This is a genomic window from Shinella sp. HY16, assembly GCF_028534175.1.
In the GTDB taxonomy this organism is placed as follows: Bacteria; Pseudomonadota; Alphaproteobacteria; order Rhizobiales; family Rhizobiaceae; genus Shinella.
On sequence record NZ_JAHYXL010000006.1, the window covers coordinates 200,124 to 220,306 of the forward strand.

General features: G+C 65.4%; 18 protein-coding genes. 4 read left to right on the forward strand and 14 right to left on the reverse strand.

Going from position 1 to position 20,183, the window contains the following annotated elements; genetic code table 11:
* Positions 1-20: 20 nt before the first annotated feature.
* Positions 21-329, reverse strand: a complete 309-nt coding sequence (locus K0P03_RS32610) for a ribbon-helix-helix domain-containing protein (protein WP_023512006.1) — start codon at positions 327-329, stop codon at positions 21-23.
* A gap of 212 nt (positions 330-541) precedes the next feature.
* Between K0P03_RS32610 and K0P03_RS32615 the strand changes: the two genes are divergently transcribed.
* The 4 genes from K0P03_RS32615 (at position 542) to K0P03_RS32630 (ending at position 3,677) form a co-directional block, all read left to right on the forward strand.
* The gene (locus tag K0P03_RS32615; protein ID WP_023512005.1) at positions 542-937 is read left to right on the forward strand and encodes a VOC family protein; all 396 of its coding nucleotides are present in this window, start codon (positions 542-544) and stop codon (positions 935-937) included.
* 56 nt (positions 938-993) lie between these two features.
* Positions 994-1,524 carry a twin-arginine translocation pathway signal gene (locus K0P03_RS32620; RefSeq protein WP_050745104.1) on the forward strand — a complete coding sequence of 177 codons (531 nt, stop codon included), beginning with the start codon at positions 994-996 and terminating at the stop codon, positions 1,522-1,524.
* Positions 1,525-1,604: 80 nt separating this feature from the next.
* Positions 1,605-3,176 (forward strand): GMC family oxidoreductase, encoded by a 1,572-nt coding sequence (locus K0P03_RS32625; RefSeq protein WP_023512003.1) that lies wholly within the window; start codon positions 1,605-1,607, stop codon positions 3,174-3,176.
* Between the two features lie 120 nt (positions 3,177-3,296).
* The gene (locus tag K0P03_RS32630; protein ID WP_272791854.1) at positions 3,297-3,677 is read left to right on the forward strand and encodes a c-type cytochrome; all 381 of its coding nucleotides are present in this window, start codon (positions 3,297-3,299) and stop codon (positions 3,675-3,677) included.
* 119 nt (positions 3,678-3,796) lie between these two features.
* Here the strand turns inward: K0P03_RS32630 and K0P03_RS32635 are convergent, their stop codons facing one another.
* The 13 genes from K0P03_RS32635 to K0P03_RS32695 all read right to left on the reverse strand — a co-directional run bounded on the left by K0P03_RS32635 (position 3,797) and on the right by K0P03_RS32695 (position 20,182).
* Entirely contained in the window at positions 3,797-4,870 is a 1,074-nt protein-coding gene (locus tag K0P03_RS32635; protein WP_371260119.1) for a branched-chain amino acid ABC transporter substrate-binding protein, read from the reverse strand.
* A gap of 100 nt (positions 4,871-4,970) precedes the next feature.
* The gene (locus K0P03_RS32640; protein ID WP_023512000.1) at positions 4,971-5,519 is read right to left on the reverse strand and encodes a hypothetical protein; all 549 of its coding nucleotides are present in this window, start codon (positions 5,517-5,519) and stop codon (positions 4,971-4,973) included.
* Positions 5,512-8,319: a 2Fe-2S iron-sulfur cluster-binding protein gene (locus K0P03_RS32645; RefSeq protein WP_272791855.1), complete on the reverse strand. Its 2,808-nt coding sequence runs from the start codon at positions 8,317-8,319 to the stop codon at positions 5,512-5,514. Before K0P03_RS32645 ends, K0P03_RS32640 begins: the two co-directional genes overlap by 8 nt.
* Positions 8,300-8,584, reverse strand: a complete 285-nt coding sequence (locus tag K0P03_RS32650; RefSeq protein WP_272791856.1) for a sarcosine oxidase subunit delta — start codon at positions 8,582-8,584, stop codon at positions 8,300-8,302. The genes K0P03_RS32645 and K0P03_RS32650 overlap by 20 nt, the downstream gene beginning before the upstream one ends.
* Positions 8,585-8,594: 10 nt before the next feature.
* Positions 8,595-9,848 carry a sarcosine oxidase subunit beta family protein gene (locus K0P03_RS32655; RefSeq protein WP_272791857.1) on the reverse strand — a complete coding sequence of 418 codons (1,254 nt, stop codon included), beginning with the start codon at positions 9,846-9,848 and terminating at the stop codon, positions 8,595-8,597.
* Between the two features lie 232 nt (positions 9,849-10,080).
* Entirely contained in the window at positions 10,081-10,743 is a 663-nt protein-coding gene (locus tag K0P03_RS32660) for a TetR/AcrR family transcriptional regulator (RefSeq protein ID WP_272791858.1), read from the reverse strand.
* Between the two features lie 158 nt (positions 10,744-10,901).
* Positions 10,902-12,341 carry a CYTH and CHAD domain-containing protein gene (locus K0P03_RS32665; protein WP_272791859.1) on the reverse strand — a complete coding sequence of 480 codons (1,440 nt, stop codon included), beginning with the start codon at positions 12,339-12,341 and terminating at the stop codon, positions 10,902-10,904.
* A 270-nt stretch (positions 12,342-12,611) separates the two neighbouring features.
* Positions 12,612-14,048, reverse strand: coding sequence for an NAD-dependent succinate-semialdehyde dehydrogenase (locus tag K0P03_RS32670; protein ID WP_023516967.1), 1,437 nt, complete (start codon positions 14,046-14,048; stop codon positions 12,612-12,614).
* Positions 14,049-14,067: 19 nt separating this feature from the next.
* A complete protein-coding gene (locus tag K0P03_RS32675; RefSeq protein WP_272791860.1) occupies positions 14,068-16,020 on the reverse strand; it encodes a 3-hydroxyacyl-CoA dehydrogenase NAD-binding domain-containing protein in 1,953 nt (650 codons plus the stop codon).
* A gap of 43 nt (positions 16,021-16,063) precedes the next feature.
* Positions 16,064-17,323 (reverse strand): CaiB/BaiF CoA transferase family protein, encoded by a 1,260-nt coding sequence (locus K0P03_RS32680; protein WP_272791861.1) that lies wholly within the window; start codon positions 17,321-17,323, stop codon positions 16,064-16,066.
* Positions 17,320-18,354 carry an ABC transporter ATP-binding protein gene (locus K0P03_RS32685; RefSeq protein WP_023516668.1) on the reverse strand — a complete coding sequence of 345 codons (1,035 nt, stop codon included), beginning with the start codon at positions 18,352-18,354 and terminating at the stop codon, positions 17,320-17,322. Before K0P03_RS32685 ends, K0P03_RS32680 begins: the two co-directional genes overlap by 4 nt.
* Positions 18,351-19,349, reverse strand: coding sequence for an ABC transporter ATP-binding protein (locus K0P03_RS32690; RefSeq protein ID WP_430441965.1), 999 nt, complete (start codon positions 19,347-19,349; stop codon positions 18,351-18,353). The genes K0P03_RS32685 and K0P03_RS32690 overlap by 4 nt, the downstream gene beginning before the upstream one ends.
* Positions 19,346-20,182, reverse strand: a complete 837-nt coding sequence (locus tag K0P03_RS32695) for an ABC transporter permease (protein WP_050745117.1) — start codon at positions 20,180-20,182, stop codon at positions 19,346-19,348. The genes K0P03_RS32690 and K0P03_RS32695 overlap by 4 nt, the downstream gene beginning before the upstream one ends.
* Position 20,183: the final 1 nt, after the last annotated feature.

A 20,183-nucleotide genomic window follows, 5' to 3' on the forward strand; every position in this document is an offset into this window, starting at 1 on the left:
CTGGAACTTGTCCCGGGGTGCTACTCCGCCGCGACGATATGGAACTGGGGTGCGCCGTCGCATTTTCCGGCGCCGCCCATGATGTAGATGAGACAGCTCGTCCTCAGCAGCGAGGCGAAATTCGACACCGAACCGTTGATCTCAAGCGCCTCGTCGTAGAGCGTCGAAAGGAAGCGGGATGTCGACAGACCCTGGCCTGCGGCCATCTCGTCGATCAGGTCCCAGAAGGCTGCCTCGATCTGGATGCTGGTCGAATGTCCGCCGATCCGCACCGAGCGGTTGACGGGCCGGTAGCGTTGCGGGTCCTGGCCCGCAAAGACCTCACACATGGTATATCCTCCAGTCTTGTTTTTATGGCCGCGATTATGCGGTGACCCCGGGCTTTGGTCAAATCATCCGGGTGACGCCGGCTTGGCGAAAAATCCTTCGAAGGAAACTCCAGAAATGAAAATCCTCATGCGGTAATGGGCTGCTACCCACCGCGGTGAATCCCGGCGCAAAATCTCCTCACGATACGAACTGCAAAGAGGAGAAGAACAGCGTGGCGAAGTCGATCCATTCCATGATCCGGGTTCTGGATGAAGGCCGGTCCGTGGACTTCTACAACAAGGCCTTCGGGCTCGACGTGGCCGACCGGCTCGACTTCGAGACCTTCACGCTCGTCTACATGAGCAATGCCGAAAGCGACTTCGAACTCGAGCTGACGATCAACAAGGGGCGCTCCGAGGCCTACAATCTCGGCGACGGCTATGGCCATTTTGCGGTCTCCGTTTCCGATCTCGACGGCGAGCACGCCCGCATCTCCGCCCTCGGCTTCACGACCGGCAAGATCGTCGAGTTCAACCGTGACGGCGGCCTGCTCGCCCGCTTTTTCTTCGTCACCGATCCTGACGGCTACAAGATCGAGGTTTTGCAACGGCACGGCCGCTTCAAATGAACGGGCGGGCGGCCGGAGGAGGGTCGCCCGTTCCAATGCAACGGGAGGAATGCGACATGACGACCATCTACGAGCAGCGCCCTGGGCTCTCCCGGCGCGAGCTTTTAAAGCGCGGCACGATCGGCGCCGCGCTGATCATCACCGGCAATGCGGTGCTCAGCCCCGACAAGGCCTGGGGGCTGGAGACGGCGGCGCTGAAGCCGGACACCATGGCGACCCTCATCAAGCTCGCCCGCGACATCTACCCGCACGATTCGATAGCCGACCGGTTCTACGCCATCGCGGTGAAGGGCCATGACACCAAGGCCGGCACAGACGCCAAGCACAAGGAACTGATAGAGGCTGGCATCGCCGATCTCGACAAGCGCGCCGGCGCAGGCGGCTACCGCGCACTCGGCTGGGAGGACGACCGCGTCGATATCCTCAAGCAGATCGAGACGACGCCCTTCTTCCAGGCGGTACGCGGCGATCTCGTGGTCTCGCTCTACAACCAGAAGGAGCTCTGGCCGCATTTCGGCTACGAGGGCGAATCCTATTCCAAGGGCGGCTACATCGCCCGCGGCTTCGACGATATCGAATGGCTCTGACGGCGATCTGACGGCCGGCGCCGGAGGAGGCGCGGCTGCAAGGCGCATGGCGCCGATCGCCCATGTTTCGGGAGGAAACCATGGCAGCTCCTTATGATCTCAACGACGACAGCGTGGTCGTCATCATCGGTTCGGGTGCCGGCGGTGGTACGCTGGGCAACGAACTCGCGCAGAAAGGCATCGACGTCGTCGTGCTCGAGGCCGGCGCGCGTATCGAACACGAGGACTTCATCAACGACGAATGGGACAGCTTTGCCCAGCTCGCCTGGCTGGACCATCGCACGACGGGCGGTGGCTGGCGTGTCTCGAAAGACTTTCCCAACCTGCCGGCCTGGATCGTCAAGGCCGTCGGCGGCACCACGACGCACTGGGCCGGCGCCTCGCTGCGCTTCCAGGAGCACGAGTTCAAGACCCTGACGCACTACGGCAAGGTCGAGGGCGCCAACCTGCTCGACTGGCCGCTGACACTGGCCGAGCTGGAGCCTTACTACGCCAAGGCCGAAGACAAGATGGGCGTGACGCGCACCAACGGCATCGAAGGCCTGCCGGGCAACAACAACTTCAAGATCCTGAAAGCCGGTGCCGACAAGCTCGGCTACAAGGAATGTCACACCGGCAACATGGCAATCAACTCGGCCGATCGCGACGACCGCATGAGCTGTCAGCAGACCGGCTTCTGTTTCCAGGGCTGCAAATGGGGCGCCAAATGGTCGACGCTCTATACCGAGATCCCGAAGGGGGAAGCGACCGGCAAGCTTGAAGTGCGGCCGAATTCCCATGTCGTCAAGATCGAGCATGACGACAGCGGCAAGGTGACGGCTGTCGTCTATGCCGACAAGGACGGCAAGCTGCAGAGCCAGAAGGCCCGCATCGTCTGCGTCGCCGGCAATTCCATCGAAAGCCCGCGCCTTCTGCTCAATTCTGCATCGAGCAAATATCCTGATGGCCTCGCCAACTCCTCCGGCCAGGTCGGCAAGAACTACATGCGGCATACGACCGGCTCGGTCTATGCCGTGTTCGAAAAGCCGGTGCATTTCTACCGCGGCACCACCATGGCCGGCATCATCCGCGACGAGGCCAAACACGATCCCTCGCGCGGCTTCGTCGGCGGCTACGAACTGGAGACGCTGGCGCTCGGCGTGCCGTTCATGGCGGCGTTCCTCGATCCCGGCGGCTGGGGCCGTTCCTTTGCCTCGGCCATGGACAGCTATGCCAACATGGCGGGCCTGTGGATCGTCGGCGAGGACATGCCGCAGGAACAGAACGCCGTGAAGCTGCATGGCGAATTGAAGGACAAGTACGGCATGCCGATCCCGGATGTCTGGTTCACCGACCATGCGAACGATGTCGCCATGCGTAACCACGCCTACAAACAGGGCGAAGCGCTCTACGCTGCGGTCGGCGCGACACGCAGCTTCCCGACGCCGCCCTATCCCTCGACGCACAATCTCGGCACCAACCGCATGAGCGAGAAGGCTGAGGACGGCGTCGTCAACAAGTGGGGCCAGACGCACGACATCAAGAACCTCTTCGTCTCCGACGGCAGCCAGTTCACCACGGGAGCAGCGGAGAACCCGACCTTGACGATCGTCACGCTCGCCATCCGCCAGGCGGACTACATCGCCAAGGAAATGGGTGCCGGCTCGATCTGAGCAAAACCGCGATCCTCCCCGGTCGCCTGCGGGCGGCCGGTGATCGCGTGCGGCTCCTGAGGCCGCGCCACCTTGGGCCGGCTTCCGCCGGCCGCTTTTTGCCGTCACCGTGGATCGAGCATGAAAAACGTCATCCTTCTAACCGCCCTGCTGCTCCCCATTGCTGCCAATGCCGCCGAAGGCTCGGCAGAGGCTGGCGCTGCGGTCTTCAAGAAATGCACCGCCTGCCACAGCGCCGAACAGCCGGTGAACAAGGTCGGTCCCCATCTGGTCGGTATCATCGACCGTCCGGCGGCTTCCCTTAGCGACTATGGGAGGTATTCCGAGGCAATGAAGGCGGAAGGCGAGAAGGGGCTCAGATGGGACGAGGCGGCGCTGTCCGCCTATCTGGCCGGACCGAAGAAAATGATCCCGAAAACACGCATGGCGTTTTCCGGACTGAAGCCCGGTGACGCCGATGACGTCATCGCCTATCTTCGCTCCCTTGGACCGGCCCGGTAAAGGGATGTGCCGGTTCCCGGGGCCATGCATTCAGCAAGCAGGCCCGGCGCGTGACCGGGCCTGTTCGTTGCGGAGGTCGCTTTCCTGAAGGATGGCGGCGCCATCCGACGGTGGTGCCCTTACTGTGCGATCGGCGCGTAGTTGCCGTTGCTCCAGCGGTTGATGTCGTAGCTGGCGTTCTTCAGATCGCCCTTCTCGTCGAAGGTGACCGTTCCGACAACGGTGTCGATCGGCTGGCCGTTCTTCAGGGCTTCGGCGACCTTGGTCGGATCGTCCGAGCCGGCACGTTCGATACCCTGGGCAAAGGCCTGGATCACGGCGTAGGAGAAGAGGGTGAAACCTTCCGGCTTGAAGCCGCCGGCCTGGATCTTCTCGACGGCTTCCTTCGCTTCGGGTTTGGCCTGCGGATCGGACGGGAAGACAAACATCGTGCCTTCGCCGGCCGGGCCTGCGACCTGCCAGAATTCCGGTGAGGCAATCGAGTCCGGCATGATCAGCTGGAACTTGTAGCCCTGCTCGGCGGCCTGGCGCAGGATGAGGCCCGCTTCCGGATGATAGCCGCCGAAATAGACGACATCGACCTTGGCGTCCTTCAGCTTGGTCACCAGCGCATTGTAGTCCTTCTCACCGGCATTGATGCCTTCGGCAAGAACCTCCTTGAGGCCGTTTTCATTCATCGTGGCGCGCACGGCATCTGCAACGCCCTGGCCATAGGCCGTCTTGTCGTGCAGCACTGCGACGTTCTTGCCGGTATATTGCTTTGCGATCCACGGGCCGATGAAAGCGCCCTGGGCGTCGTCACGGGTGTAGAGGCGCATGATGTTGGTCCAGCCCTTGGCGGCCGCATCGTCCGTCATGACCGGGTTCGAGGAGGCCGGGCTCATCATCAGCGTACCGTTCTCGGCGTAGACGGCCGATGCCGGAATGCTGGAACCGGAGCAGGCGTGGCCATCGACGAACTGGATGCCGCTGGCGGCGATGCGGTTTGCGACCGAAACGGCCTGCTTCGGATCGCACTGGTCGTCCTCGAACTGCAGCTTGATCTGGCGGCCCATCACGCCGCCCTTGGCGTTGATGGCGTCGGCGGCGGCCTGCGCACCCTGCTTGAACTGGTCACCGATCGTGGCGAGCGGCCCGGTCAGCGGGCCGGCGACGGCGAATGTCAGGTCTTCCGCCCGCGCGGCGGTGCTCATGAGCAGGCCGAGGGCCGTGCCGATAATCAGAAGGCTCTTCAATGTCTCAACTCCCTTTTTCGCCCGCACCAGTGCGGGTCGTTCTTTTCACAATAAAACATCAACTCGGGACGGGCTCTCCGTTCCCACCCAGAAGAGGCTGACATTCGAGCCACTCCCAGAGATAGGAAGCAAGCCCCCTGTCGATATGAATCCGCAGGCTCCCGGTGTCGGCGTGCCGGTAGATCGTCGCCATCATCCCTGCAAACGACATGGCGGCGCAAGGCCCGGCATTGTCCGGGTCGAGGGCCGTTCCCCGCGCGAGGAGGTCGCGAACACCGTCTCCTTTCGCTTCGATGACGCGGAGGGCGGCGCTGACGGTCGTTGCGGCCCAGCCCTCGTCGTGCCATCCGTCCGCCAGCTCCCCAGACGAGATCCCGACGACCAGCAACCGATCACGGGCAACACGCACGACATAGCGCTCGCCAACAGCAAGCCCCAGCGCGCCGATATCCTTGCCGAGATCATGACGGGCGAGAAACCGCTCGACATCACCGCTGACGAGGCGCTGCGTGAGTCCGGCGACAGTCCCGATCGTGAGGTTGGGGCCGGCGAGACGGGCAAGCGTCCAGTCCGGTTCGGGGCGCCATTTCGCGGACACGTCAAGCATGGAGGCGGTTTCCTTCCGCGTCGAAGGCGCAGGGGGAGATGATGCGGGCGCGTCTGATCTCCCGCAGATGCTGCAGCTCGATGATCTCACCTATACGGGAACGACCGCGCTCGATCAGCCCCAGAGCGATCGGCGTCTGCAGCGCCGGGCTGAAATAGCTGGAGGTGACATAGCCCGTGCTGCGCAGGCTGCCCGCCTCCCGTTCGATGCCGTGCGCCCCGGTCGGCAGCACGCCCTTGCCGTCGATGGCTTCGAGGCCGACGAACTGCCGTCGATCCAGGCGCGCGGCGTCCTCTGTGATGAGCGACCGGCGACCGATGAACTCGACCTTCTTGCGCTCCAGCGGCGCGGTGAGACCGAAATCCATCGGGCGGCTCGTTCCGTCGGTGTCCTTGCCGATGACGATGTAGCCCTTTTCGGCACGCAGGATCATGAGGGCTTCGAGGCCGAGCAAGGTGGCGCCGAAGGCCTCGCCTTCCCGCCGCAGCCGCGCCCAGAGTGTCGCGGCATGCTCGGCGGGCACGGAAACCTCGTAGGAACGGTCGCCGGTGAAGCTGACGCGGGCGATCCGTACGGCGACGCCTTCGAATACGCTGGCCGCCACGGCCATGTGCGGCAGGGCCGCATCATCAAGCGGAACGTCGAAGCCGATGGTTTCCATCAGCGCTCGTGCACGCGGTCCGGTGACGGTCAGCGTCGCCATTTCGGCCGTCGCGTTGTGGATGAAGACCCGTCGCCTGTCGAAGCGGTCCTGACGCCACTCCTCCAGCAGGGCGTGTACGCCGGCCACGTGTGAGGAGGAGCAGGAAACGACGAAACGGTTCTCGTCGAGCCGCACCAGCACGCCATCGTCATAGATGTTGCCACCTTCCGTGAGGATGAACCCGTAGCGGCAGCGGCCGGGCGGGAGCGTCGACACGGTGTTGTAGTAGATGAAATCGAGGAAAGTGGCGGCATCCGGGCCGATCACCTCGATCTTGCCGAGCGGCGAGCCGTCGAAGAGCGCGACACCCTGGCGGGCGGCCTTTGCTTCTGCCTGAATGCGCGCCTCCGCGGCGCCGCCGCCATAATAGGCGGGGCGCAGCCAGCCGCCATAGTCGCGGAAGACGGCACCCTCGGCGCGGTGCTGCCTTTCCAGCGGCAGGCGGCGGAGCGGGTTCATGCGCGTGCCGGAGCGGGCGCCCGCGAAGGACGCGAGCGGGACCGGCGCAAAGGGCGGGCGGTAGGTCGTCGTGCCGACCTCGGGAATGCGGCGGCCGGTGATCTCCGCCATCAGCGCCAGGCCATTGACGTTGGAGGTCTTGCCCTGGTCCGTCGCCATGCCGAGCGTCGTGTAGCGCTTCAGATGCTCGACGGAGACGAAGTTTTCCCGCACGGCGAGTTCCACGTCCTTGGCGGTGACATCGTTCTGAAGATCGATCCAGACCCGTTCCTTCGCGCCCGGTTTCGGCCAGGCCGCGACGATGCCAAGCGTCCGGTCAGCGCCCTCTGTCAGGCCTGCGGGAAGGCCGAAGTCACCGGCGGCGGCCCCCGCAACCGCAACGCCCTCGACCGGCCGGCCGGGGACGAAGGCGAGGATGTCGTCGCGCCAGTCGAGCTTGCCCTGCGCCTGGCAGTAAAGGTGCACGGTCGGCGTGAAGCCGCCGGAGGCAAGCACGGCATCCGCTTCCAGCATGCTGCCGTCGGAAAGCCGGACGGCACGGACGGCACCGCGGCCGCTGGCGGAAAGCACGGTGCGTCCCGCCAGAACGCGGAGGCAGGCGGGTGACGGTGCATCGGCGCGATAATCGACGACGGTCACCTCCGCCCCGGCTGCGGCCAGGGCCTTCGCCGTCTCGTAGGCAAGGCCGTTGTTCGTCGCGACCACGACCTTGCGCCCCGCTGCGACGCCGAAACGGCGAAGATAGACAAGGGCGGCTTCCGCGGACATGATGCCCGGCAGGTCGTTGTTGCCGAAGGGAAGCGGCCGCTCGATGGCGCCGGTGGCGAGCACGATCGATCCGGCGCGGACCCGCCAGAGACGGTCCGTTGCGCCATCTTCCCCCTTCTGGTGAAGGCCGACCAGATGATGGTCGTAGATGCCGAAGGCCGTCGTTCCGGTCAGCACGAGAGCTCCGGCCTCGGCCAGTTCCCTAGCCACGTCTGCCGCCCATTCGAGGCCGGCTTTGTCCTCGATGGTCGCAGTGCGGAAAAGCAGGCTGCCGCCGACCTCCCGGCCGTCGTCGCACAGGACGACGCGTTTGCCGGCATGCAGCGCCTTGCGGGCGGCAAGCAGACCTGCCGGGCCAGCGCCGACCACCAGCATGTCGCAATGGTGGTTCACCTGCTCGGCGAAGGCGGGGCCTTGTACGGCCGCGTCCAGCGCCCCGAGGCCCGCCATCTGCCGGATACGCGGCTCGAAGAGGTGCCAGTCCGGGAACATGAAGGTCTTGTAGTAGAAGGCGGCTGGAATGAAGCGCGAGAAGGCATCGAGGAAGGCGTGGCGATCCTTCTGCGCGCTCGGATCGGCATTCACGCTGCGCACCGCCATGCCATCCACGGCGTGCACCTGCGTTGCCCGCGTGTTCGGCATACCGCCGGCAATGTCGACCAGGGCGTTCGGCTCTTCGACGCCGGCGCCCCAGAGGCCCCGAGGGCGGTGATACTTGAAGCTGCGGCCGAGCACAGAGACCCCGCCGGCCAGCAGCGCCGAAGCCACCGTATCGCCAACAAAACCCTCGACCGCGCGCCCATCGAAGGAAAAGCGCAGCCGCCGTGAACGGTCGATGGCGGAGCCGCCCTCAGTGCGCCATGCCGTCATTGCCGTCTCCCTCTCCCAGCGCGAGGGACTGTGCCACGCGGTGATTTACGGTGTCCCGCTCCATGCGGAAGACCTCGCCGCAGGTCATGTGCATCCAGATCTCGCTTGCCTGTCCGCGCGGATTGTTACGCGCGTGCAGATAGCTGCTCCATTCGCCGTCCGTCACGGCGCGGAACCCTTCGGGGCGGTGATTGCCGGCATCGCCGCCGAAGTGGAATTCGCTCTCGCTTCGCGGGCCGCAGAAGGGGCAGGGAAAGAGCTGCATGGGTCGCCTCCTAGTGTGCGATGCCGGAGCCGGCGGCCTCGTCGATCAGGCGGCCGCGTGCGAAGCGGTCGAGATCGAAGGGGCGGCTGATGTCGTGGTGCTTGCCCGTCGCCAGGAGATGGGCGAGCAGCGTGCCGCCGGCCGGAATGGCCTTGAAGCCACCCGTTCCCCAGCCGCAGTTGAGAAAGAGGCCGGGCAGCGGGCTCTCCCCGAGGATGGGCGATGAATCCGGGGTCACGTCCACGATGCCGGCCCATTGCCGCATCAGCCGGAGCTGGCGGAACGAGGGGAACATTTCCAGAAGGCCCGCGACGACGTCTTCCAGCACCGGCAGGTTGCCGCGCTGCCCATAGGACGGGATCCGGTCGAGCGCGCCGCCGATGACGAGCTCGCCCTTGTCCGACTGGCTGGCATAGGTACCGGTTCCGGGAGAGAGCACGACCGTATCGAGCGCCGGCTTGATCGGCTCGGAAACGCAGGCCTGCAAGGCATAGGAGGTGATCGGCAGGCGGAAACCGGCCTTGGCCGCAAGATGCGAGGAATGGCCGGCGACGACCATGCCCGTGCGTTCGGCGCGGATCTCGCCGCGGCTCGTCCTGACGCCGCGGCAGTGCCCGCCCTCGATCAGGAAGTCCTCCACCTCGCAGGACTGGATGATATCGACGCCCAGCCTGTCGGCGGCGCGGGCGTAACCCCAGGCGACCGCATCGTGGCGCGCCGTCCCTGCCCTGCCCTGCCAGACGCCGCCGAAAACCGGATAGCGCGCCGCGGGCGAGACGTTGAGGAGCGGCAGCACGCGCCGCACGTCTTCCGCTTCGAAGAGTTCGGCATCGGTGCCGTTGATCTGCATGGCGTTAACCGTCCGCGCCGCCATCTCCATCTCCGCTTCGCTATGGGCAAGCGTGATGATGCCGCGCTGGGAGAGCATGATGTTGTAGTTGAGGTCCCGGCCGAGCGTTTCGTAGAGACGGAGCGCAAGGTCGTAGAGCGCCGTGCTTTCGGGAAAGAAGTAATTCGAGCGTACGACGGTGGTGTTGCGCCCGGTGTTGCCACCGCCCAGCCAGCCTTTTTCAATGACCGCAACATTGCGGATATTGTGCGTCCTGGCGAGATAATAGGCTGTCGCAAGGCCATGTCCGCCGCCGCCGATGATCAGGATGTCGTAGCGCGGCTTGGGCTGCGGCGAGCGCCAGGCCTGCTGCCAGCCCTTCTGCCCCTTGAGGCCTTCCTTGAGAAGCGAGAATGCGGAGTAGTGTCGTGTCATCGCGCGCCGCCCCATGCGCGGCCCTGCGACAACAAGGCTGAGTGCTGCTTCATGCGCTGCCCCATGGTTGAAAGACCGCCCCCCGAGCCATCCCTGCTCGACGGATCCTATGCGTATTCTCTCTGTACACTAATGTCCAGAAGATTGCGATGGAATGCACACTTTGGCGAACCTCATGCGGAGGATCGCCTTAAAGGCCGTAAATAGCGAAGCGTACAAACATGTCCATTGTTCAGCCATCCGGCTGAACGCGCCGCATCAAGGTTTCGAAGGCTTCGACCTCCTCGTCCGAAGCCGTGCGGCCCGTGAAACTGAGGAGATAGGGCCTCAGAAGGCGCAGCCGCATTTCACGGTCATCGCGCATGCCGAGCGTGTAGTGGCCGATCTGCGTGAAATAGAGGACGCGCGCGCGGATGAAGGCCTCGTCCTCCGGGTAGCTGTAGCGCTGGAACATGCGTGCGACAGCATCGACGCGCTGGTCGTCCGCCTGATCGACGACGTTGCGTACCGACCCATCCACCTGTGCCCAGGAGCGGACTGCGGCGTCGAGGCGGGGGCTGAAGAGGCCGGGATCCACCCAGCATTCGAAGATGTGGCATACGGCCTTCGTGACCGTGGGCGCGGGGCGCAGCGCTCGTTCGATGATCGGACTTGTGTTCTTGCGCAGCCAGTGTTCGAGAAGCTCCCGGTGCAGCTCCTGCAAATCGGCGAAGAACCAGTAGAAACTGGACCGCGACACGGCGAGTGTCTTCGCCATGACCTGAATCTTCACATTGGCAATGCCCTCTTCCACAAGCGCTGCAATGCCCGCCTCGATCCAGGCCTCCCGCGTCATGCGGCCGGCCGCCTGCTTTCCGGCAGACGCTTTTGTCCTCGGGGGGCTCGCAGTGCTCACGGCGTCTCCTTCTGGCAAGCCCGGTGTCCGACGGCGAGCGCGGGATGTTGCGCACGGCAAGAGGGATATCAAGTTCGCGACAAGAATCTACCCTGTTGGCAGAGCCCGCTGCGGGAAGCGCTGAGGGCTCCCGGTACTGCCGTATCGCCTCGAACAGTTCAGCGCCAGAATTTCTTTGCATCGAGCAAGTCGTCCAGCGCGGCCTGCGAACGCCCGATCAGCTTCGCCTTGTCACGCGGCCGATACGCCTGTTCGCCTTCCTCCAGTGTAATAAGACCATATCTTGCCGCGATCTGCGGGCCGGTCACAAGGTCGTTCAAGGCACCGAGCTGATCCTGCAGGCGCTCCATTGCGTCGGAGAAATGTGCGAGGCGGCGCTGCCCGCGCTTGTCGTCGAACAGGCAGCCGAAGAACTCGGCGGCATAGCGCAACCTCTTGGCGTCCTTGCGGATCTGGTGCCGTTCGTCATCGGTCAAGCCGGCGAGGTCCCGACCATTCTTCTTCAGCTTCCTTCGCAGCTTATCGAGAGCACGCGCGGCAAAATCGGCCACCGGCTCGCCGAGTGCGGATGCCTGCAAGTAATCCCCGGACTGGAGCCACTCGTTGAAATCGATCATGAGAACCCGGGCCTGGGGCGACGACAGCGCGGCGAGCGCGGCTTCTTGGGCGGTATTTTGTGCCTGCCGGAGTTTTGCGTCGGATGCGTGCGATGTCGTCTTCGCCATCAGCACATCGAGATCGCGGGCGTCGCCCAGCAGGCGGGCGAGCCAGCGAAACGTGTCGGACAATCGCTCCGCCTCGCCCCCGAGATGGGGCCTGAACACCGAGAACGCGGTGCGCAGCCGCCGCAAGGCGACCCGCGCCTGATGAAGGGCCTCTTGCGCGCTGTGCCGGCGACGCAGGATTGTTTCGTTGAGCCGGAACTGGCGAAAGCAGGATCCGGCGATCACGCGAAAGGCGTGCCCTGCGGTGTGGCCTGTTTCGAGGTGAATGGGGTCGGCCTTGATGGCAACGGGGGCCGCATCGAGAAGGCGATAGCCGCGTTCGGTTTTGGATTGGACGCCGATCGCAACCGGTATGGTCGCTTCGATCTTCCGTGCCAGCCGGAACAGGTCGGCCGGCTTGCCGCCTTTCAGCTCAAGGTCCAGTTCGCAAACGGCGAGCCGCCGTTCCCCCGCGATCAGCTCGCCGCGATCGGCAGAAACATCGATATGGGACCCATTCTCGGTCGCGGTCCAGGTCTGGCGGACGATATCAACCTCAAACAGGGGGCAGAGCGCAGGGACGATCGTTCCGAACCTCGAGGCCAGGGGCGCTGCTTCGTCGAGGACCGGCTCCAGCGAGGCCACGGACATTTCCCATTCCGGCCGGATGAACAGGGGGGCGGCGGGGCCGGTTGCCTTGATGGTCTGGACGAGTGATGTCCCCGTCCGGCGTATGCGAAGCGAAAATCCCGCCTTTTCGAGGCTGTTCTCGGCGGTGTCGAAATAGGTCTCGTGCCGCTTGATGGAGCCGACCGGCTCACCGAGCAGTCGTGAGGCGAGGAGAGCTTCGAAATCCTCCGATGTGACGTCCAGCTTCAGCTCGATCTCCGGCATGCTCGTCTCCCGCTGTTGCTTGAAGCCGGCCGGCGGAAGGCGGACCGCTTCAAAGCGGTTCGGGGCCCGATGGCGCAAAGCAAAGGCACGTCAGGATACGGCCCTGTGCTCGAGAGGCAAGTCGGCGAAAGAGACATGAAGTAGACGCAGCCTCGCGACCCGCTCCGCGGCGGCATGTCAGCGAACACCCCGGCTGATCCGAACCATCCGTTTTGCCGATGGGAGGAAGTGGAATCCTCCTCCCATCGGTTGCACGAAAGGACCGGCGTGTCAGCCCTTGCGGGTCACGAGCCGGGTATCGAGATAGGCCTGCAGCGCTTCCGAGCCTCCCTCCGTACCATGGCCCGAATCCTTGATCCCGCCGAAGGGGACTTCGGGCAGGGCGAGGCCGAGATGGTTGATGGAGACCATTCCGGCCTCCACCTCGTTACCGAGGCGCGTCGCGGTGGCGCTGCTGCGCGTGAAGGCAAAGGCGGCAAGGCCATAGGGCAGGCGGTTCGCCTCGCTGATCGCCTCTCCGAGATCACCGAAGCGGTTGACGACAGCGACGGGGCCGAAGGGTTCTTCGTTCATGATGCGCGCCGCTACCGGCACGTCGGCCAGCACCGTCGGCTCGAAGAACCACCCTTCATTGCCGATGCGACGGCCGCCGGTCGTCAGTTTCGCACCGTGTTCGACGGCGTCGCCGATCAGGCTTTCCAGCGCTGGGATGCGCCGATCGTTCGCCAGTGGCCCCATCTCGATATCGGCATCAAGGCCGTTGCCGACCCGCACCGCCTTCGCCCCGGCCGTAAAGCGCTCGGTGAAGGCATCGGCGATCTTCTCCTGGACGAGGAAACGCGTGGGCGAAACGCAGACCTGCCCCGCATTGCGGAACTTGTTGCCGACCATCAGGTTCACGGCAAGGTCGAGGTCCGCATCCTCGGCGACGATGACGGGCGCATGGCCGCCAAGTTCCATCGTGGCGCGCTTCATGTGTGCGCCGGCAAGCGCGGCGAGCTGCTTGCCGACAGGCGTGGACCCCGTGAAGCTGATCTTGCGGATGACCGGATGCGGGATGAGGTATTCCGAAATCTCGGCCGGAACACCATAGACGAGATTGATGACGCCGGCCGGGATACCCGCGTCCGCGAAGGCCTTGATGAGGGCCGCGGGCGATGCCGGAGTTTCCTCGGGCGCCTTGACGATGATCGTGCAGCCGGCGGCAATCGCTGCGGAAAGCTTGCGAACGACCTGGTTGATGGGGAAGTTCCACGGCGTGAAGGCGGCGACAGGCCCGACGGGCCGCTTCAGGGTGATCTGCAGCACATCCGGTGCGCGGGAGGGGATGACCTGTCCGTAGGCGCGCTGTGCCTCGCCGGCAAACCACTCGATGATATCGGCGCCGGCCAGCGTCTCCATCCGTGCCTGCGATACCGGCTTGCCCTGCTCCAGCGTCATCGTGACGGCAATCTCGTCGGCGCGCTCACGCAGGATGTCGGCCGCGCGGCGCATCAGCCTCGCGCGCTCGTAAGCCGATGTCGCGCTCCACTGCGGGAAGGTGCGGTCGACGGCCGCCAGCGCTTCGTCGAGATCCGCCCGATCCGCCCAGGCGACGGTGCCGATCGGCTGGGCCGTCGCCGGGTTGAGAACCGGAATGGTCCGTCCGCCGGAGGCCGGCCGCCAAACACCGTCGATGAAAAGCAATGTGTCGGGATAGGTCGTCATCGTAAAATCCTCATTCGTATCATACGCAGTTCGCATCGGCGCGGCCGAGCTGGAACATCGGCCCGCCGCGCCTTCGCGGAAAGCCATAGCCGTGGACTTCGACGAGGTCGATATCGGCGGCGCTTGCGGCGATGCCTTCTGCGAGGATCGCCTGTCCCTCCTGTGCCATCGCGGCCATCAGTCTGGCAACGATTACCTCGCCGGGCATGTCCGTTCGCGGCCCCATGAGTGGTGCGAGAATCCGCGCGGCCTCGGCGGAGGGCTGCGGGCGGCGGTCGCCGGGCGCGTAGTCGTACCACCCACCACCGGTCTTCTGGCCCTTGCGCCCCGCCCGCACCAGCAGATCGCCCGGCATGTCCGGTACGGGTTCGCCCCGCTTGCGGGCTGCCTCGCGATGGAGAAAGGCAATATCGAGGCCCGCCATGTCCTGCATTTCGAATGGCCCCATGGCAAAGCCGAAGCCGCGCATCGCCGCGTCGATGGCGGCGATGCCGACGCCATCGCGAACCAGCGCCTCCGCTTCCGTCCGGAACCTTCGGAGGATGCGGTTGCCGATGAAGCCGTCGCAGATGCCCGCGCGCACGGGGATCTTGCCGAGGCGCCGGGCGATTTCGAAGGCCGTCGCCAGCACGTCCGGCGCCGTTTCCGGTGTCGGTACGATTTCGAGGAGTTTCATGACATGCGCCGGACTGAAGAAATGGAGGCCCAGGAAACGCTCCGGTTCCGGCAGGCCTTCCGCGATCAGCCGCGGGTCGATGTAGGAGGTGTTGGTCGCAAGAATGGCATCCGGCCGGCAGAAGCGCCGCAGCTCGGCGAAGACGGCACGCTTGACGGCGAGCTCCTCGAACACGGCTTCGATCACGACGTCGCAGCGCTCCACGCCACCATAGCCGATGTTCGTTTCGAGACGGCCCAACCGCTCGGCCACCTCTTCGCCCGTTGTCTGTCCCCGGCGCTGCGATGCCTCGAAAAGGTTTGCGAGCGTTTCGCGTGCCCGTGAAACGCCGGCAGCGTCCTGCTCGACAAGCACGACGGAGAGACCGGCATTGAGAAGTGCGGCGGCGATCCCGCTGCCCATCGTTCCGCCACCGACGACGCCGGCGGTGTCGACGGGTCTCGGCGCTGTCCCGCGGATATCCGCCGGTCGCATCGCTGCGCGCTCGGCGAAGAAGAGATGGCGCAGGGCGGCGGCCTCTTCGCTTCCGCGCAGCGAGAGGAAGGTCGCCCGCTCGCGCGCCAGGCCGGCCGCGGTACCTTGCTCGACCCCGCATTTGAGGACCTCTAGTGCCTGCAGGGGCGCCGAAGCACCCTTCACGCGCGAAGCGATCCTCTGTTCCGCTTCCGTCCAGATCTCCTGCGCCGGTTCGGATAGCGGACGATCGAGGCTTGGCAGAGGCAGGGCCTTGTCGAGCGCCATGCGCACGAAGGCAATGGCGCCCGGCAGCAGCGGTTCCTCGACCATGGCGTCGACCAGTCCGAGCCGTATCGCCTCTGCGGCGTCCAATGTATGGTTCTCCGCAACGACCCGGATCGCCTCGGCAATGCCGATCACCCGCGGCAGGCGCTGCGTGCCGCCGGAACCCGGAATGATGCCGAGATTGACCTCCGGCAGGGCGAAGCGGGCGGTTCCGGTCGCAACTCTCATGCGGCATCCGAGCGCCAGTTCCAGGCCGCCGCCGAGCGCCGCACCGCGGATCGCCGCAACCCATGGCTTTGCCGCCCGCTCGATCCGGGCGACGACATCGGGAAGGAACGGCGGCTCCACAGGGCGGTCGAATTCGGTGATATCGGCTCCCGCGACGAAGAGGGCGCCGGCTCCTGTGAGGATGACGGCCCGGATCGCCGGGTCCTTGTCGAACGCCTGGGCCAGGGTCAGCAGCCGTTCCCGCACGGCCGCGTTGATGGCGTTGACCGGCGGATTTGCGATCGTGACGATCGCGATCCCGCCGTCGATATCGATGTTGACGGTCATCTTGTTTCCCGGTGTTGCAGGCTCGTATCGTGCGGCCGCGCGCCTATGCGATCGCGCTTTGGGCGGGCAGAGGCGACGGCGCGCTCTTGATATCGTGGCAGGTGACGACGCCGGCGCGGACCAGGCTTTCGATCTGCGCCTCCTCGAAACCCAGCACGTCGCGCAGCACGCTACGCGTATCCTCGCCGAGAAGCGGCGGCGCCTTGGCATCGGCATGTGCCTGTGCGGCAAGTCCGTGCGCGGGCCGGATCAGCGAGACCATGCCGAGTTCCGGATGCTCGAGGCGCTGTACGACGCCCCGCTCCGTCACGCTCGGGCTCTGGAGTGCTTCGGACACGGACTTCACCTGTCCGGCCGGCACGCTCGCCGCAAGGCAGGCGGCAAGCCAGTGCTCGCAGGTTTCCCCGGCGATGATCGTTGCGAGGAGCGGTAGCAGCTCCTCCCTGTGCACGGCGCGCTGATGAGAAGTCACGAACCGCGGATCGCGGGCAAGGTCCGGCCGGTCGATAACCTTTTCACAGAAATCGACGAACATGCGGTCATTGCCGACGGCAAGCGCGAACGTGCCGTCGCTTGCTGCGAAGATCTGGTAGGGCACGACCGTCGGATGCGCGTTGCCGTAACGCACCGGCTCCACGCCGGCGTTGAGATAGCCGGTCCCGACGTTGATCAAGAGGTTGAGCGTGGCATCGAGCAGCGCGACGTCGATATACTGCCCGGTGCCCGTATCCCGGCGCTGGTAGAGCGCGGCGAGGATCGACTGGGTGGCGACCATGCCGGCCACCACATCGGTGAAGGCGACACCGAGCCGGTTGGGGGGGCCATCCTCCTCGCCCGTGATCGACATCAGGCCGCTTTCCGCCTGCATGATGAAATCGTAGCCCGGCCGATCACGCTCGGGACCTGTCTGGCCGTATCCGGAAATCGCGCAGTAGACGACGCCCGGATTGATCTTCCGGATATCCTCGTAGCCGATACCCAGTCGCTCCACGGTGCCGGCGCGAAAATTCTCCACCACGACATCGGCTCTGGCCGCAAGGTCGAGTACGATCTGCCGGCCTTCCGGTGTCTTCAGGTCGAGCGCGATGCTCTGCTTGCCGCGGTTGGCGCACAGATAGTAGGTGCTGACCCCCTTGAAGTTCGGCACGGACCAGGCGCGCGTGTCGTCGCCGCCCTTGATGTTCTCGATCTTCCAGACCTCGGCGCCGAGATCCCCGAGGCTCATGGTTGTCCATGGTCCTGCAAGAACGCGTGTCAGGTCGAGCACACGGATACCCTCGAGCGGCAATCTCAATTGCGTCATTCCATTCCTCCAGGCCCGCTCTTCTCGCGAGCCGACAAACCGGTCTCCATGGCATTCGGAAAGTGGCAGGCGACCGAATGGCCTTCCTCTCGTTCGTTCAGCGGCGGCTCCACCTCCGCGCAGACCTTCTGGGCGATGGGGCAGCGCGTGCGGAAGCGACACCCGGACGGCGGATTGAGCGGGCTCGGCAGGTCACCCTTCAGCACGATGCGCGAGCGGCTGCGTTCCAGCGCCGGGTCGGCGAGCGGCACGGCGGACATCAGCGCCTGGGTATAGGGATGCATCGGCGCCCGGTAGAGCCGGCGCTTTTCGGCAATCTCGACGATCTTGCCGAGATACATGACAGCCACCCGGTGGGAGATGTGCTGCACGACGGACAGGTCATGCGCAATGAAGACATAGGCCGTGCCGAAATCCCGCTGGATATCCTTGAGGAGGTTGAGCACACCCGCCTGCACGGAGACGTCGAGCGCGGAGACCGGCTCGTCGAGCACGAGCAGTTCCGGTTTCAATGCCAGTGCCCGGGCGATCACCACGCGCTGGCGCTGGCCGCCGGACAATTCGTGCGGATAGCGCTGGCCGTGTTCCGGGTTGAGGCGGACGAGGTCGAGCATCTCGGCGACCCGTTCCTTGCGCCCGGCCTGCGAGAGGTCGCTGATGCGCAGCGGCTCGGCAATGTTTTCGGCAACGCGCATGCGCGGATGCAGCGATGCGTAGGGATCCTGGAAGACCAGCTGGATCTTGCGGCGCAGCGCGCGCATCTCGGCGGGGTTCGCCGCGTTGATATCGCGGCCGCGGAACAGGGTCTGCCCGCCGGAAGGCTCGATCAGTCGCAGGATGCAGCGGCCGAGGGTGGACTTGCCGCAGCCGGATTCACCGACCAGCCCCAGCGTTTCGCCGGGCTTGACGTCGAAGGACACGCCGGTCACAGCGTTGACCTGGGCAATTTCGCGCTCGAAGATCAGCCCGCCGGTGACGGAGAAGCGCTTCGAGAGGTCCCTGACGGAGAGGATGGGGTCCGGCCCGGTCATGCAGCGCTCCCGACAGGAAGGGTGGCGAAATGGCAGGCCGCCCGGTGGTCGCCCTCCGTGCGGACGGGCGGCGGCATATGCTTGCAGATATCCTGCGCCTGCGGACAGCGGGGATGGAAGGCGCACCCGCCAGGCAGTTTGCCGAGGGGCGGCGGCGCGCCGTCGATGGAGAAAAGCCGCTCTTTCTCCTCTGCCATGTTGGGGATCGAGGCGATAAGACCTCGCGTATAGGGATGGGCCGGCCGCGCGAAGAGGGCACCGACGCTCGCCTGTTCGACGACCTCGCCGGAATAGACGACAGCGACCCTGTCGGCATGCCCGGCGAGCACGCCGAGATCGTGGGTGATCAGGACGAGCCCCAGGTTCAGCCTGCGCCGCAGGTCCGTGAGGACGTCCATGATCTGCGCCTGCACGGTCACGTCGAGGGCGGTCGTCGGCTCGTCGGCAATCAGGAGATCGGGGTCGTTGGCCACGGCCATGGCGATCATCACGCGCTGGCGCATGCCGCCGGAAAATTCGTGCGGGTACTGGTGGATGCGCCGGTCGGGCTGGGGAATGGCGACGAGGGCGAGCAGTTCGGCTGCGCGATCCATGGCAGCTTTCTTCGAGACGCCGGCATTGTGCAGTCGGATCGTTTCGGCGATCTGCGCGCCGACCGTCATCACGGGATTGAGCGAGGACAGCGGATCCTGGAAGATCATGGCGATGCGTGAGCCGCGCAGGGCACGCAATTGCGCCATGGGCATGCCGACCAGCTCGCGCCCCTTGAACCGTGCCGACCCGCTGACGGAGGCGGTCTTCGGTTGCAGCCCGAGGGCGGAGAGCATGCCGACCGACTTGCCGGAGCCGGATTCACCGACGATGCCCAGCACTTCGCCGTGATCGACCGCGAGGCTGATGCCGCGCACGGCCTCAAAGGATTGCCCGTGGCGGGTGAAGGAGACGCGAAGGTCGCGAACGGCAAAGAGCGGTTCCTGTTGCATGGTGCGCCTCATTTCGACTTCGGGTCGAAGTAGTCGTGCAGGCCGTCACCGATGAAGTTGAAGCCGAGCACGATGGTCAGGATGGCAAGGCCCGGCCCGAGGGCGACCCACCAGGAATAAAACTGCGCTGCACCGTCGGAGATCATCGAACCCCATTCCGGCGTTGGCGGCGTGGCGCCGAGGCCGATGAAGCTGAGCGAGGCGGCAAGCAGGATCACCTGGCCGAGATCCATCGTCGCGCTGATCAGCACCGGCGTCCAACAGAGCGGCAGGATGTGCTTGAAGAGGATGCGGCCCTTGCCGGCACCTGCCGCGACCGCAGCCTCGACATGCTCGCGCTCCCGGATCTCCAGAACCTGCGCACGCATCAGGCGGGCATAGACAGGCCACCAGACGATCACCATGGCGACGGTCGCATTTTCAAGGCCGGGGCCCAGCGAGGCCGCCACGGCCATGGCGAGGAGCATCGGGGGGAAGGACAGGGTGACGTCGACGAGCCGCATGATCGCCGAGCCGAGCAGGCCGCCGGCATACCCGGAAATCGCGCCCAGCATGGCCCCGATCGTGACGGAGAGAGCGACCACGACGATGGCGATCGGGATCGAGTGCTGTGCGCCGTAGAGGGTTCGGCTCAGGACGTCCCGCCCGAGCGCGTCGGTCCCCAACCAATGGCTCCAGCTCGGTGCCTGGAGCCGCCGGCCGACCATGTCGAGCGGGGCATAGGGGCTCATCAGCGGCGCGAGCAGCGTGACGGCGAGCCAGAAGACCACGATCGCGATGCCGATGGCGAGCGGGATCGACAGCCATGCCGGCCGGCGGAAAGAAACGAGGGTCGCAGCGATCATG

Coding starts and splice junctions, on each gene's coding strand:
- K0P03_RS32610 (WP_023512006.1), bottom strand. CDS start 329: ATGTGTGAGGTCTTTGCGGGCCAGGACCCGCAACGCTACCGGCCCGTC.
- K0P03_RS32620 (WP_050745104.1), top strand. CDS start 994: ATGACGACCATCTACGAGCAGCGCCCTGGGCTCTCCCGGCGCGAGCTT.
- K0P03_RS32625 (WP_023512003.1), top strand. CDS start 1,605: ATGGCAGCTCCTTATGATCTCAACGACGACAGCGTGGTCGTCATCATC.
- K0P03_RS32630 (WP_272791854.1), top strand. CDS start 3,297: ATGAAAAACGTCATCCTTCTAACCGCCCTGCTGCTCCCCATTGCTGCC.
- K0P03_RS32635 (WP_371260119.1), bottom strand. CDS start 4,870: ATGAGCACCGCCGCGCGGGCGGAAGACCTGACATTCGCCGTCGCCGGC.
- K0P03_RS32640 (WP_023512000.1), bottom strand. CDS start 5,519: ATGCTTGACGTGTCCGCGAAATGGCGCCCCGAACCGGACTGGACGCTT.
- K0P03_RS32645 (WP_272791855.1), bottom strand. CDS start 8,319: ATGACGGCATGGCGCACTGAGGGCGGCTCCGCCATCGACCGTTCACGG.
- K0P03_RS32650 (WP_272791856.1), bottom strand. CDS start 8,584: ATGCAGCTCTTTCCCTGCCCCTTCTGCGGCCCGCGAAGCGAGAGCGAA.
- K0P03_RS32655 (WP_272791857.1), bottom strand. CDS start 9,848: ATGACACGACACTACTCCGCATTCTCGCTTCTCAAGGAAGGCCTCAAG.
- K0P03_RS32665 (WP_272791859.1), bottom strand. CDS start 12,341: ATGCCGGAGATCGAGCTGAAGCTGGACGTCACATCGGAGGATTTCGAA.
- K0P03_RS32670 (WP_023516967.1), bottom strand. CDS start 14,048: ATGACGACCTATCCCGACACATTGCTTTTCATCGACGGTGTTTGGCGG.
- K0P03_RS32675 (WP_272791860.1), bottom strand. CDS start 16,020: ATGACCGTCAACATCGATATCGACGGCGGGATCGCGATCGTCACGATC.
- K0P03_RS32680 (WP_272791861.1), bottom strand. CDS start 17,323: ATGACGCAATTGAGATTGCCGCTCGAGGGTATCCGTGTGCTCGACCTG.
- K0P03_RS32685 (WP_023516668.1), bottom strand. CDS start 18,354: ATGACCGGGCCGGACCCCATCCTCTCCGTCAGGGACCTCTCGAAGCGC.
- K0P03_RS32690 (WP_430441965.1), bottom strand. CDS start 19,349: ATGAGGCGCACCATGCAACAGGAACCGCTCTTTGCCGTTCGCGACCTT.
- K0P03_RS32695 (WP_050745117.1), bottom strand. CDS start 20,182: ATGATCGCTGCGACCCTCGTTTCTTTCCGCCGGCCGGCATGGCTGTCG.